This window comes from Streptomyces sp. DSM 110735, from assembly GCF_016482685.1.
Lineage (GTDB): Bacteria > Actinomycetota > Actinomycetes > Streptomycetales > Streptomycetaceae > Streptomyces.
The window spans coordinates 207,056-221,542 of record NZ_JACYHF010000002.1 but is presented as its reverse complement, the minus strand read 5'-3'; the positions used below and the strand labels follow the sequence as shown (position 1 = coordinate 221,542).

The window sequence follows — 14,487 nt, the reverse complement described above, 5'->3', positions numbered from 1 at the left end:
TGCGACCTCGGCGACCTTCTCAACGTAGGGTCGACACCCAACGTATGCACGCCGGAACCGCAGCCTCTATGCCCTGCGCGCCATCGCACTGACGATGCGTGCCACGCTCCCTGACCAGGCACGTCTTCTCCAGCCGGCCAGGTCCGCGCGTTGTTAGCTTTGAGGTATGACCGACGCAGCAGCGCCCGCTTCCCAGGCGCCCTCGCCCGTCCAGGCCGACGTCCGGGTCAGGGGCGCCCGCGAGCACAACCTCAAGGACGTGGACCTGACGGTCCCGCGCGACGCGACGGTGGTCTTCACCGGCGTCTCGGGGTCGGGCAAGTCCTCCCTCGCCTTCGGCACCCTCTACGCGGAGTCGCAGCGGCGCTACCTGGAGTCGGTCGCCCCGTACGCCCGGCGTCTGATCGACCAGGCCGGCGTCCCCGACGTCGACTCGATCACCGGGATGCCTCCTGCCGTCGCCCTGCAGCAGCAGCGCGGAGGACGCAGCGCCCGCTCGTCGGTGGGCAGCCTCACCACGCTCTCGTCCCTCGTGCGCATGCTCTACTCGCGCGCCGGTGACTACCCGGACGATCAACCGATGCTCTACGCCGAGGACTTCTCCGCCAACACCGTCCAGGGAGCCTGCCCGCGGTGCCACGGCATCGGCCGCGTGTACGAGGTGACCGAGCGGAAGATGGTGCCGGACCCCTCCCTCACGATCCGCGAGCGCGCGATCGCCTCCTGGCCGACGGCCTGGCACGGCCACCAACTGCGCGACGTCCTCGTGGCGCTCGGCTACGACGTCGACGTTCCTTGGAAGGAGCTGCCGAAGAAGGACCGGGAGTGGATCCTCTACACCGACGAGACCCCTTCCGTCCCCGTCCATTCCCGGCTCACGCTCTCCGAGGCGCGCGCCGCGATCGAGGCGGGCGAAGAGCCGAGCTACCAGGGCGCGTTCGTCGGCGCGCGCCGCTACGTGCTCGACACCTTCGCCAACACCAAGAGCGCCTCGATGAAGCGCCGCGTCGCCCAGTTCCTCGACGCCGCCCCCTGCCCGTCCTGCCACGGCAAGCGGCTGAAGCCCGAAGCCCTGACCGTGACCTTCGAGGGACTCGACATCGCCGAGTTCTCGGGTCTGCCGCTGCGGGAGCTCGCCTCGCTGCTGGACCGTGCCGTCGCGGACGCCTCGGATCAGGTGAACGCCGACCATACGGAGTCCCCCGGCGAGGCCCTCGACGCCGACGCGCGTCGTCATGCCGTCCAGCAGCGCGTCGCCGCCGGGGGATCCGCCCACACGGCCGCGCCCGACGTACGCCGCACCCCGAACCGGTCGGTCGAGAAGCTGGCCACGACGGCACGCCTGGGCGCGGAACTGCTCGACCGTCTGCGCCCCGTCATCGACCTGGGGCTCGGCTACCTCTCCCTGGACCGCACCACGCCCACGCTCTCGGGCGGCGAGCTGCAGCGCCTGCGGCTGGCCACCCAGTTGACCTCGGAGCTCTTCGGCGTCGTCTACGTGCTCGACGAGCCCTCGGCGGGGCTGCACCCGCAGGACGTGACCGCGCTGCTCGGGATCCTCGACGGGCTCAAGCGCCGGGGCAACAGCCTGTTCGTCGTCGAGCACTCCGTCGACGTGATGCGGCACGCCGACTGGCTCGTCGACATCGGCCCCGGCGCGGGCGAGCGCGGCGGCCGGATCATCTACAGCGGACCGACCGAGGGCCTCGCCGGTGCCGACGAATCGGTGACGCGCGGGTATCTCTTCGGCGGCAGCGGTCTCGCCCCGCGCACGCCTCGTCGCCCGAGCGGATGGATCGAGCTGAGCGATGTCACCCTCAACAACCTGCGGGGCGTGTCCGTGTCGATCCCCATGGGCGCCCTCACCGCCGTGACCGGCGTATCCGGATCAGGCAAGTCGAGCCTGGTCAGCCAGGCACTGCCCGCGCTGCTCACCGAGTACCTGGGGGGTGCCGTGCCCGTCGACGAGGCTCCCGAGGACGACGAGCTGCTCCTGGACGATTCCCCCGGCAGGCTGGAGGGCGCGATCGAGGGAGAACTGACCGGCATACGCCGCGTGGTCAGCATCGACCAGAAGCCCATCGGCCGCACGCCCCGCTCCAACGTCGCCACCTACACGGGTCTGTTCGACCGTGTACGCAGCCGCTTCGCGCAGACACCCGAGGCTCGCTCCCGTGGCTACAAGCCCGGCCGGTTCTCCTTCAACGTCACCGGCGGCCGCTGCCCGACCTGCGAGGGCGAGGGCTCGGTGATGGTCGAACTCCTCTTCCTTCCCTCGGTCTACACCGAGTGCCCGGACTGCCACGGCACCCGCTACAAGGCCAGCACCCTGGAGATCACCTGGCGTGACCGGAACATCGCCGAGATCCTCTCGATGAACGTCGAGGAGGCACACGCGTTCTTCGACGGCGAGGAAGAGATCATGCGGTCCCTGTCCGCGCTGATCGACGTGGGGCTCGGCTACCTGCGGCTCGGGCAGCCCGCCACCGAGCTCTCCGGCGGGGAGGCCCAACGCGTCAAGCTCGCCAGCGAGTTGCAGCGCGCCCAGCGCGGAGACACCTTCTACGTGCTCGACGAGCCGACCTCGGGACTGCACTGCGCCGACGCCGACCGTCTCGTCACCCATCTGCAGACCCTCGTCGACGCGGGCAACACCGTCGTGATGGTCGAGCTGGACATGCGCGTCGTCGCCGCGTCGGACCACGTCATCGACCTCGGACCCGGCGCGGGGGAGGACGGGGGCACGGTCGTCGCCAGCGGCACCCCGGCACAGGTCGCCGAGGGAGGCGTCGGGGCGTCGGCGAAGTACCTCACCGCCGCGCTCGAGGAGTCCGCAGCGCTGCGGGGCTCCGCTTGACGGACGGTGCCGGATCGATCGGAGGCTGGGCGATCGGGGCGCTGTGCCGCCGGCGGCAGAGGACCGAGGTGTTGACGCACCGGGACTTACCCGGACCTTCGCTTGATCGTCTATCCGTAGGCGTTTGATCTGTCACCTTGTGGCATCCGACCGGACAACTCCCCTCTCGCAGGCCGGAATTCGGCGCGCGCCACATCTGCGCCGTGCGTGCTTCCCATGCGCCCCCTCGTGTCCAGATTCTGCCTGTGGCATGTCCCCCTCCACTCGTACGCTGATCAGTTCCTCTCGGCCCGAGAGCGGACCACGACCCTCACACGGTCGGAGCTAGCAGCCCAGTTCAGTCAAGGGGGAGACATGGACGAACACGTGGGACCTGTACGGCGCCGGGCGGTGGAGATCTGCGCGCAGCAATGGTCCGACGCGCTGATCGACTTCGGTCCCTACAACACGCTGCTGCACTTCAAGGACACGAAGCGGGCGACGCTGGACGTCACCGATGCGGCACCGCAGGCACTGACCGCGCTGTTGAACGGCCGCGCAATCCGTCTGGCCAGTCTTTTCCCGTCCGCTGAGGATCACAAGGCGGCGTGGGCGCGAGCACGCGGTCTCCGCCGCAAAATGGTCGAACTGGCGGAGGAACAAGGCATCGACGCCGGGCGCCTGGCGCTTGGCCTGGTGCGTGTCGAGCCCCCGACAACGCGTGGCAGTCGTCCACTCGCGGCTCTGCGTGCTCCTCTTCTCCTGCAGCCGCTGACCATTGAGCCGCGCACCGCGACGGAGAACGACTTCGTCCTGGAAGGAGTGGGCGAAGCCGAGATCAACCCGGTTCTGCTCTATGCCCTGAGCCGCCAATACGGCCTGGATGGTGATCTCGAGGAACTCACCGACAAGATCACGAACGCGGTCGACGAGTGCGCGGATCTCGATGACCGTATGCGTTGCGCCTATGAGGTGCTGCAGACGGCCTGCACGCGTAGCAATCTCACCGTCGAACTGGAAGAGCGCGTGGTCGCCGGCGTCTTCAGCTTCGACCGGCTTCCCATGGTCAATGACCTCGCCCAGTCGGTCGACCTCTTGGCGAGCCACCCGGTGGTAGCGGCCCTCGCCAACGACAAGGAAGCCGATCGCGCCTTGCGCGCAGACGCGGTTCCCCGCGTGCCGTCCACCGCGGACGCCATCGCGCCTCGGTCGGAGTACCTGGTCCGGGACGCTGACGGCTCTCAGCACAGGGCCATCAGCGCCGCGCTGGCCGGCGCCCACCTGGTCATCGAGGGACCACCCGGCACGGGTAAGAGCCAGACCATCGCCAACCTGATCGCCGCCTTCGCGGCGTTGGGCAAACGCACGCTCTTCGTCGCCGAGAAGCGCGCCGCGATCGATGCGGTGACCGACAACCTCGCCGAAGTCGACCTCGATGGACTGGTCTTCGACCTGCACGGCAACAAACTCAGCCGCCGCCAGACCGCCCAGCAACTGTACGAGGCCCTGGAACGCGCCGGACAAGAACCCCCACCTCGCCCTGACGAGCTCCACAGGAGCCTCGAAGGCCACCGCGACCAGGCCCTGCAACACGTCCAGGAGTTTCACCAGCCCCTGGAGCCCTGGGAGATCAGCCCGCACCAACTGCTCACGCACCTCATGGCCAGCCCCCGCGACCAGCACAGCCGACTGCGATTGCGCGGCAGAGACCTGTACCGCCTCCATGGCGAGCAGTTTCACCAGACCGAAAAAGACCTACGTGCGCTTGTCGCCAAGAACGGCCTCTCGGTGCGGCGTGGCTCATCCCCCTGGTCTCACCTGTCGGTTCGCTCCGACAGCGAACTGCATTCCGTGGTGGCCAGCCTCGATCAGCTCACCGGCCGTGCGCTGACAGATGCCCGACGCACCGTCGAGGCACTGGTGGACAGGGCGGGGCTGCGACGGGCCGACGACGTCGAGGGGTGGCAATCCCTCCTCACACTGCTGCACGACGTCACCATCACTCTCAGCCGCTTCGAGGCAGCCGTCTTCGACTCCGACCTGAACGACATGATCGCTGCGACTGCCGACCGAGCCTGGCGCAAGGAGCGCTCGCTCAAGGTCGGCTGGTGGCAGCGTCGAAAACTGACAGCAAGAGCGCGAGGGCTGGCCAAGGACGGCTGCCGTACCCGTTCCTTGCTGCACGCGGCGTTTGTGGACGCTGCCGATCAGAAAAGCCGCTGGCAGGAACAGGCCGCGACCGCCGACAGCAACCCGTGGGCCGTTCCCGGCTTGTCCTCCGCCGTCGCCTCCTTCACCGAGGTGCGCGATCGGCTGGCCGCGATAGCCCTGTGCGTGCGCTGGCAGGGATGGGAGAACACCTCCACCGGCGAAGTAGACCGGGTCATCCAGCGTCTTGACCAGGACCGGGCGACCTTGCTGCGGATGCCCGAGCTGAACCAGCTCACCGACCGCCTGGAGTCGGCAGGGCTCGGTCACCTCCTGGACGAGCTCGCCGAAGCCGATGCCACCCCGGACACCGCTGTAGGAACCTTGGCCCACGTCTGGTGGGCCTCCGTCCTCGACGAGGCCCGCATGCAACACCCTTACCTTCGCTCCTTCACCGGAACCGAGCACGACCACACGATCGAACAGTTCCAACGCCTCGACCGCACCCACCGGGACCTCAACCCTGCCCGCATCCGCTACCAAGTGGCCACCCGCCTGCGAAAAGCCCGTGACGCCCACCCCGACCAAAACACCCTCGTGCGTACCCAGGCACACCGCAAATCCCGGCACCTGGCCCTGCGCAGACTCGTGGAGAAGGCGCCGGATGTCCTCATGGCCGCCAAGCCGTGCTGGGCGATGTCCCCACTCGTCGTCAGCCGCGTTCTTCCCGCCGCCCGCCTCTTCGATGTTGTGATCTTCGACGAAGCCAGCCAGGTCCTCCCGCACGACGCCATCACATCCATCATGCGCGCCCGCCAGGTGATCGTCGCCGGCGACCCGCACCAGCTTCCCCCGACGACCTTCTTCCAGAAACTTCTCAGCGGCGCAGACGAGAACCCCGAGAACGGGGACTCCGGCGACGCCGCACCCGATGCCTTCGAGTCCCTCCTCGACATGCTGTGCAGTCGGCTGCCCGTCCACACCCTCAAGTGGCACTACCGCAGCCAAGACGAACGCCTCATCGCTTTCGCCAACCACACCATCTACAACGACACACTCGTCACGTTCCCGGGCACCACCCAGACCAGCCCGCTACGCCTGGACGTCGTCGACGCCCAGCCCCGCCCCGGTCGGTCCGGTTCCTCCGACGAGGAGGTGCGACGCGTGGTTGACCTCGCCCTGGCACATGCCGCCCACGCACCGCACCAGAGCCTCGGCGTCATCACCATGGGACAGATCCACGCGGACCGCATCGACCTCGCTCTGAGACAAGCCCTCCAGGAACACCCGGACCTGCAGGACTACTTCAGCCGCGAAGCAGGCCCACGCCGTCGCTTCTTCGCCAAGAGCCTCGAACAAGTCCAAGGCGATGAACGTGACGCCATCATCCTCAGCATCGGCTACGGGAAGGCCGCCAACGGACGCCTGGCCATGAACTTCGGCCCGCTCAACAATGACGGCGGGGAACGGCGCCTCAACGTGGCCATCACACGTGCCCGCCAGGCGATGACCGTCGTCACCTCTTTCACCCACCACGATTTCGACCCCTCGAAACTCCTGGCCACCCGACACCGCGGTCCCGAAATGTTGCGGGCCTTTCTGGAGTACGCCTCCCACGGAGGAGACCTCCAGCGCACAGGAAGCGCACGCACCGACTGGAACCTCAACGGCTTCGAACAGCAGATCCTCGCCGCTCTCGAAGCATCTGACGTTCCCGTCACACCTCAATGGGGCGTATCCGGCTATCGCATCGATTTCGCGCTCGGCCACCCCGAACGGCCCGGGCAGATGGTCCTCGCCGTCGAAACGGACGGCGATCGCTACCACCGCGCTCCCAGCGCCCGCGACCGCGACCGACTCCGCCAAGAACACCTTGAACGACTCGGATGGCGTTTCCACCGCATCTGGGCGTCCAGTTGGTTCACCAATCCAAGTTCCGAACTCGAACGGCTCCTCGACGCCTGGCGAGATGCCGCGGAGAGGACCGATCGCGCACCTGTCTCCGATCCGGTCCACCGCGTGCCGGCCACACCTCCCGTGATCGGCCGTGGCGCTCGTCCGGCGTTGCCGCAAGGAGCACGCACCGGCGACTACAGCGACACCGACCTGCTCGCGCTGGCCAACTGGCTTCTGAGCGACGGATACCAGCTCGATCGCGAGACCCGCGTGGACCAGGCACTCGCCGAACTCGGCTTCAAGCGCCGCGGTCGCGTCATCACCGAACGTCTTCTGCACGCCTTCGCACACGCTCAGCACCCGACAGACAAGGAACAGCCCTGATGAAAACGCTCGACGTCCTGACCCTGGAGCGCGTTGCCCGTCTCATCGTCGACATCGACGGCCCCTTTGAGCGCCGCGGGTATCAGCTCGAACAACTCCTGCAACGCGCAGCGTGGCCATCAACTCCCGAGTATGACGGCTCACCGCGCATCGTGTGGCTCACGGACATCATGGCGGGAACAGGCGATCACGCCGCTGTCAGTCGGCTGCTGTGCCGGATCTGTGACCCACTCGAATACGACGACGGCCGGGCTTCCGCCGATCTCATCCGCCAAGAGCTGAACAGCCTCCTCGCAGCCGAAGGAGTGGCCATCACCTACGTCGCCGCCCGCCCTGTCCTGGGAGAGGTCGGCACCGACGGCCACAGCACGATGTTCTCCGCCCCCGAGGACTTGGAAGAGCGCATCCGCCCCCTCGTGAGCAGTGGGGAATTCCTGCAACAACTCATGGAGAGGGTCACTGAGACACGGATCTGTGAGCAACACGGCGCATACGGCATGGCGCTCATCGGTATCGGCAGCTTCACTGAAGCTCTCCTCCTCGACGTCCTTACGCACAGAGATCCCAGCCTGCAACGGGGCATCCCTCAGGGCGATAGGCGCGTCGCCCCTGAACGAGCCAGCTTCGCCCTGCTACTGGACACCGCGCGCATCCGAGGATGGATCCAGATGGACGCCCACGACTTCATGGCGATCGTCCGCGAGTACCGAAACTTCGTACACCTCCGCAAACAACGAGAGCGTGGCGTCGTCCCGGACCGCGACACCGTCGGCATGTGCTGGGGGCCAGTGCTCGCTGTGCTCAACGACCTTGAGACAACCCGGGAGCCCACTGCCGTGTGACCACGTCCGTCACCCGACGCCGTCCGCTGCCTGGAGGGAAAAGCCCCCTCCAGGCACCGCACTTGAGGCTTTAGAAGAACCCCAGTTTCTTCGGGCTGTAGGAAACCAGAACGTTCTTGGTCTGCTGGTGGTACAGCTTGCACGGTCCTGTGACCTGGGGAAACGAAGGCTGCGGCAGCGATTGGTGGAAGGTTGGCCCGCGTATGGTCCGGATCTTGCTCTCGGCCGAGTTGCTCAAGCAACCGGAGGGAGAGGAGCGACCACCGCGAGCGCGGGGACGACGCCCGGGGGAGTCCTGGGCCGTGTCCGCAAAGTCAGGGCAGCCAGAGTCGTAGGCAGGCGAGGGTGACCAGGGCTTGGTAGTGGCGGGCGCGTTTGTCGTAGCGGGTGGCCAGGGCTTTGTTGTGCTTGAGCCGGTTGAAGCAGCGTTCGACGACGTTGCGGCGGCGGTAGGCCGCGCGGCTGAGTCGGCACAGGCTCTCGCCGCGCCGGATGCGGCCGTTGATCTGGTCGATCCGTTCAGGGATCGCTGCTTTGATGCCTCGGCCGCGAAGATAGGCGCGGATCTTCTTGGATGAGTAGCCCTTGTCCGCGGCCACCAGTTCCGGCCGGGTGCGAGGGCGGCCTGGTCCGCACCGCTCGATGCGGATGCGGGCCATGACCTGCTCGAACTGGGTGCAGTCGTTGACGTTGCCGGCGGTGAGGGTGAAGGCCAGGGGCCTGCCCTGTCCGTCGCACGCGAGATGGAGCTTCGTGGTCAGTCCGCCGCGGGACCGGCCGATCGCCTCGCCAGGCCAGGTCCCCCTTTTCGGGCCCCGGCGGCATGCTGGTGGGCCCGTATGGTGGTGGAGTCCACGCACACCACCGACCAGTCCACGCCTCCCACGGCATCGGAGTGCTGCTGGATGTGAGCGAGCAGGCGGTCCCAGGTTCCGTCTGCCGACCAGCGGCGGAAGCGTTCGTAGACCGTCTTCCACGGGCCGTAGCGCTCGGGCAGGTCCCGCCAGGCCGCACCCGTGGACAGCTTCCACAGAATGCCGTTCACCACCTGGCGGCGGTCCCGCACCGGCCGGCCCATCCGGGGAGGAGCGAGCAACGGCTCGGGTACGGCCCACGACTCATCGGTCAACTCATGACGACGCACCACGAACCGACCAACGAGCAACCGACTTTGCGGACACGGCCCAGGGCTGATGACGACTGTCGCGCGGCTCGGTGGTGCGGTTCCCCGGGCCGCGTTGCGAAGCCTCTTGGGCTGATGACGAGGTTGCGTCCAGGGAAGTGGTGTATGGGTTCGACCTGATCCGGGGGTTACTCCGGTCTTGGGATGAGGCCCGCAATAGATGAACGGCCACCGGCTGATCTCCGAGGTGTCGAAGCTCGAAGGAGATCAGCACGATGACCGCACCCGACAGTCTGCCCCTGCACGCCCTCGCCGAGGACAACCTCGCCGCGGCGAGTCCCGATCCGCTGCGCGCGATGGTCAGGACGTTCGCCGATGCCCTCATGTCCGCGGAGGCCCACGCTCTCTGCAACGCCGAATACGGCCAGGTCAGCGACGAACGCGTCAACCACCGCAACGGCTACCGCCCACGCGAGTGGGACACCCGGGTCGGCACGGTCGAACTCGCCGTCCCCAAACTGAGGCAGGGCAGCTACTTCCCGCACTGGCTCCTCGAACGACGCCGGCGGGCCGAGCAGGCCCTCGTCTCGGTGGTGGCCACCGCCTACCTACTGGGCGTCAGCACACGCAGGGTCGAGAAACTCGCCGAGTCCCTCGGGGTCACCCAGCTGTCGAAGTCCCAGGTCAGCGCGATGGCCAAGCACCTGGACGAGCAGGTCACCGCCTTCCGTAACCGGCCCCTGGACGCCGGCCCCTACGCGTTCATCTGGGTCGACGCCCTGACCCAGAAGGTCCGCGAGGGCGGCCGCATCATCAACGTCCACGCCCTGATCGCGGTCGACCGGCCGCGGCCTGCCCGGTGTCCAGCTGGTCGTCTCCGACGCGCACACCGGCCTGGTGACCGCGATCGGCGCGGTCCTGCCGGGTGCCTCGCGGCAGCGATGCCGCACCCATTACGCCCGACATTTGCTGAGCCAGGTTCCGAAGTCTGCTCAGCCGTGGGTGGCGACCCTGCTGCGGACTGTCTTCGAACAGCCCGACACCGATGCCGTGAAAGCTCAGATGCGGCACGTGCTGGACGCGTTGGAGGCCAAGCTCCCCAAGGCAGCGGCCCACTGGGACACCGCCCAGCACGATCTTCTGGCGTTCACCGCGTTCCCGCGTGAGATCTGGTGGCAGATCTGGTCGAACAATCCGCAGGAATGGCTCAACAAGGAGATCCGCCGCCGCACCGACGTGGTCGGTATCTTCCCCGACCGCACCGCCGTGCTCCGGCTGGTCGGCGCGGTCCTGGCGGAGCAGAACGACGAGTGGACCGAGCCTCGCCGCTACATGGGACTCGACCTCCTGGCCAAGGCCCGCCTCCACCCGATCGAGTCAGAAATCGACGAGACCGTCCTGCCCACCGAACTCACCGCATAGCCCCAAAACGAGATCACCGAGTGGCCGTCGATACACCACTCCAGCGGACGTGACCCTGGTCGACACGCTGTGCGGGCGCCTGGCGCTGCCGACCACCTTCCGGCTGAGCCGTTTTGTGACGGACCCCGCTCGGGAGTCCGAGCACGGGCACTCTGATAGTTGCTCTTGGGGCGGGTCGAGGTGAGTTGACGGATGTTGCGTCCCATGGCCTTGCGGACCTGGGGGAACCACTCTTTCTCCTCCTCTGCGACGTGGTGGCGCACGTTCTCGATGAGGACGGTCATCGTCGGCGACGAACCGCTCGTCGGCCGGATCGAGGTCCTTCAGCTCGGAGAGCGGTTGCCAGCCTGCCGCAAGATCGCGCAGCTCATACAGCAAGCTGAAGCATGGCCGTACGCAACCGCGCGCACCTAATTTGAAGATTACATTCCAATGCCCGCCATCAGTGAGACGCGCGGGGTTGGACGACCTTCAGGAGAGAATGTGCACTCGGCGAAGAAGAGATCGAAAGTGGGCGGAGCTGCCGCGTTTGTGGGGGCCGTCATCATGACCCTGCTCGGTCCGGTGACCAATGCTTCCGCTGGCGAACTTCCCTGCGACGGCCACACCGACTACCTGAAGATCGTGGTTCACGGTGCCGCGTCTGATAACTGGAATGGCACACGCTGCTTCGCGGGCCCGAAGACGGCCGGAAGAGTGGAGGGGTGGCTCGACGAAATCTCTACGGGTAACAACGTCGTTCAGATTGAAGACATAAATGGCACCTATACCGATTTCGCGAAGTGGACCTGGACTGTATTCCCGAACCGTCCGCCCCACATTCACTACGTGTATATTTACTGACGTCGACTAGAGCAGTAGTTCCGGCTGCGCTCGGTTGACCTGGCCGCCGGTACGTGAAGCCGAGCGGTCACGGCAGCCTCCTCGTCCGGCGTTCGCCGGACCAGTTCACGGAAAAACCGGATTCCCGGTCGGCGGGTAGGCCAGAAACGACGTCTTGATCGACCCCTCAGCGTCACCGGCTGAGGCGATTGGTCTGATTTGGGCACACGGTGAAGCTCTTCTACAGAAAGCGTTTCCGTACCCCCGAAGCGCCGTATAGGTCTACCCGCCGTCAACACAGGCTGCGAGTAGGACGTCGCGGCCGTTTGTTAGCAAATGCGATACCGGTCACGTCGTCTCATTTCCTTAGAGGTACTTCCCGCATGGCATTCAGCATGGTCCCACTCGCCGTATGGCGACGAGTAATTCGCTTTACCGGAGTGGCCGTGTCGCTTGTTGTCTCCGGCCTGCCCGCCACTGCCTGTTCCCCGAGTCCCGCGGGTAGTGCTGCGGACGCGACGCCGCCAGCCATCTCGGCCTCGCCAACTACGCCGGCCAGCGGCTACGACGGGCTGACACGGCTCCCGCTGTCCGCGTACGGCACTTCCGATCAGGACGACGATCTGCTGTTCAGGACGCGAAAATCCTTGGTGGTCCGCTGCATGAAAGGCAGGGGAAATCAGACCTACTCGGGCCAGAACATGTCCCGCGTCGCCGCGAAGAGCATCGGAGAGAACGAGGCGGTCCGCCCGGCTGGCGCCTGGGGTTACATCGGCCGCGCAACAGCCAAAAGCAAGGGATTCCACATAGGGGTTGCACCTCCGGGAGAAACGGGAGCTGCAACCGGGTATTCGCAGAAGGATTTCGGCGTTTGCTCCGCCGAGGCGGATAAGCAACTGCCGAGTCTGGCAAACACCGACGGCTGGAAGCTCACCCGGGCCCTTTTCGATCAATCATTCCAGCAGGCGGATGACGACCAGAGAGTGGCCGCCGCTCGCAAGCGCTGGTCCACTTGTATGACCGCGGCAGGGCATCCCTCCCAGGATCCCGAGGAACTGGCCGCAGGACCCTGGAGCACGGCTCAGCCGACTGCCAATGAGATCGCCGCGGCAACGGCGGCCGAATCCTGCACCGACTCCTCGCGTCTGGCCGCGGTCTACTTCGCCGTTCTCGCCGGGTACCAACGGCAGCTGATTTCCGCTAACTCGGCCACCTTGTCCGCCTACCAGAAGCAGGTCACCGAAAACACCAAACAGGCAGCGCTCCTTCTCGCAGAGTCTTCCAGAAGTCCCAAGCCTCCCTCAACCTGAGAGGATATTTTCTCCTCGGATCGTATTCCGGAATCTGGTGTTCGCCCTTGCGTCGGGAGATGGCGCCCGTACCGGTGATGCGATCTCGACGAAGGTCGTCCAGAACTGCGGTTAGAGGGCTATCCAGTAGTCGCCTTACGGTAGGCGGAGGGTCGGACGCCGACCTGACGCAGGAATGCCGATGATAAAGCGCTGGACCCGGCAAAGCCGCACCGCTGGGTGATCTGTTCAAGAGTGAGACTGGTCTCCGCCAGCATTCGCTGGGCTGACTCGATACGAAGGCGTGTGAGATATCGATAAGGTGTTTCACCGGTGGCGTCCCGGAAGACACGGACAAAGTGATACACGCTGAGATGCACTTCGACCGCGATCTCGGCGAGGGTAAGCGGTTCGGCCAGGCGATCCTGCATGACGCTGATGGCTTTGCGCACTGCGGCGTGCTCACGTCCCGGCACGCGAGGAATCCTGCCCCCAGACATGAGATGCGTCGCGAGGAAAGCTGCGGCCGACTCGGCGTACAGATCTCCCGCCTCTCGGTTGGCCGGCAGCGACCGGACGATGTGTTCAACAAGCGGGTCGCCCGCGCCCAGTCGCGCGGACAACGCCTCGAAATCGGGGTCGCTCTTTCTCAGCCTACGGGCAGCCTGTTCGACATCAGTCCGTCGGATATGCACCTGAATGGTTGAGAGGACCGACGTCGCCGTGTAACTGCGCAGTGTCGACTGTCCAGGCACCATCAGCTCGAGTCGGCCGGGCCTCCAACGATGCCTGGTAGCTGTACCTCCGGAGCTGACTCGCATCATCGCCTCTCCCTGAGAACAGAGCACGAGATGCAGGTCGGACGTTCCAGGCAGCAGGAGGTTTTCGACCTGGCGAGCATGCATGAAACTCTGCACAAGTAACGACCGCCAACCCGCGTCGCTCCAACTGCAGTAACTGCGTTGCACGTACTGCGTCTCATCAATGTCGGCGTACGGCGCCAGATCAAAGCCAGGGAGATTGAACACGTGAGATCCAAACAATGTCAGCAGAAACACAAAGGAAGGTCACTTATGTAGACAGCGCGGCGTCGCCGTACGCAAAGGCGCCGGGCCCATCAGGGCAGGACGAGGGTGCGCTGCATAGTCCTCGGTCACATCAGCAGTACGGCGGGGCCGGCTCCGGACCGGCCTCGCCACACCGATGGTCGGCGGCTCAGCGGCCGGTGATGCCCAACCAGGGTTTGTCGTTCCCACCATCCGGGACCGAAGTCGGGTCGGTGGACGTCTGGTCCCTGAGGCGGAGGCCACGGCGTTCGGGCCGGCGGCGGCGAACGCGCCCGACTTGGCTGGGTTCGCGTGGGCGGCGGTGACCGCCTCAACGGCGAAACTGCCGCCCACCACCTGGGCGAGACCGGCAGCCGACACGAGCACCCAGGTGCGCCGGGAACGGTTCGACTTCTTGGCGCGGACGTCCCGCATAGGAAACGACTCCAAAGAGTAGAGACAACGCTGAAGGTCGGGCAGCGCTGGCGCGAGCAAAGCCCCTTCCGGGAACCGCTCTTCACCCCACCGGACGTGCGGCCCCCTCCGAGGCTGTCGCGATCCGTGAAGAATTTCTGCAGCCTCATGTGCGCAGCGGCCCGCCGGGCTTCACGCCGCCCCGGTGACGGCCGCTACACGCGACGCCGCCTCCGCCAGTGCACCGCTCAGTGTCCCCTCGGTC

At 66.4% G+C, this 14,487-nt stretch carries 6 protein-coding genes and 3 pseudogenes; 6 read left to right on the top strand and 3 right to left on the bottom strand.

The annotated features are described in order from the left end of the window. Positions 1–166: 166 nt before the first annotated feature. The 3 genes from IF655_RS30995 (at position 167) to IF655_RS03770 (ending at position 8,106) form a co-directional block, all read left to right on the top strand. Positions 167–2,857, top strand: a complete 2,691-nt coding sequence (locus IF655_RS30995) for an excinuclease ABC subunit UvrA (protein WP_199582050.1) — start codon at positions 167–169, stop codon at positions 2,855–2,857. A gap of 354 nt (positions 2,858–3,211) precedes the next feature. Continuing rightward, entirely contained in the window at positions 3,212–7,264 is a 4,053-nt protein-coding gene (locus tag IF655_RS31405; RefSeq protein WP_199582049.1) for an AAA domain-containing protein, read from the top strand. After that, entirely contained in the window at positions 7,264–8,106 is an 843-nt protein-coding gene (locus IF655_RS03770; protein WP_199582048.1) for a hypothetical protein, read from the top strand. Before IF655_RS31405 ends, IF655_RS03770 begins: the two co-directional genes overlap by 1 nt. Positions 8,107–8,420: 314 nt before the next feature. Here the strand turns inward: IF655_RS03770 and IF655_RS03765 are convergent. After that, positions 8,421–9,250: pseudogene (locus IF655_RS03765) on the bottom strand (IS5 family transposase). Between the two features lie 254 nt (positions 9,251–9,504). On the opposite strand from IF655_RS03765, the pseudogene IF655_RS03760 reads away from it, so the two are divergent. Further along, a pseudogene (locus IF655_RS03760) lies at positions 9,505–10,651 on the top strand (transposase). A 194-nt stretch (positions 10,652–10,845) separates the two neighbouring features. Here the strand turns inward: IF655_RS03760 and IF655_RS31605 are convergent. Then, positions 10,846–10,987: pseudogene (locus tag IF655_RS31605) on the bottom strand (hemerythrin domain-containing protein); the annotation flags it as partial. A gap of 147 nt (positions 10,988–11,134) precedes the next feature. On the opposite strand from IF655_RS31605, the gene IF655_RS03755 reads away from it, so the two are divergent. After that, complete coding sequence (locus IF655_RS03755) at positions 11,135–11,494, top strand: beta/gamma crystallin domain-containing protein (protein WP_199582047.1); 360 nt, start codon at positions 11,135–11,137, stop codon at positions 11,492–11,494. 362 nt (positions 11,495–11,856) lie between these two features. Then, on the top strand, positions 11,857–12,783 hold the full coding sequence (locus IF655_RS03750; RefSeq protein ID WP_199582046.1) for a hypothetical protein: 927 nt from the start codon (positions 11,857–11,859) through the stop codon (positions 12,781–12,783). Positions 12,784–12,902: 119 nt separating this feature from the next. On the opposite strand, the gene IF655_RS03745 is transcribed toward IF655_RS03750, so the two are convergent. Next, the gene (locus IF655_RS03745; protein ID WP_307814848.1) at positions 12,903–13,820 is read right to left on the bottom strand and encodes a helix-turn-helix domain-containing protein; all 918 of its coding nucleotides are present in this window, start codon (positions 13,818–13,820) and stop codon (positions 12,903–12,905) included. Positions 13,821–14,487 lie beyond the last annotated feature (667 nt).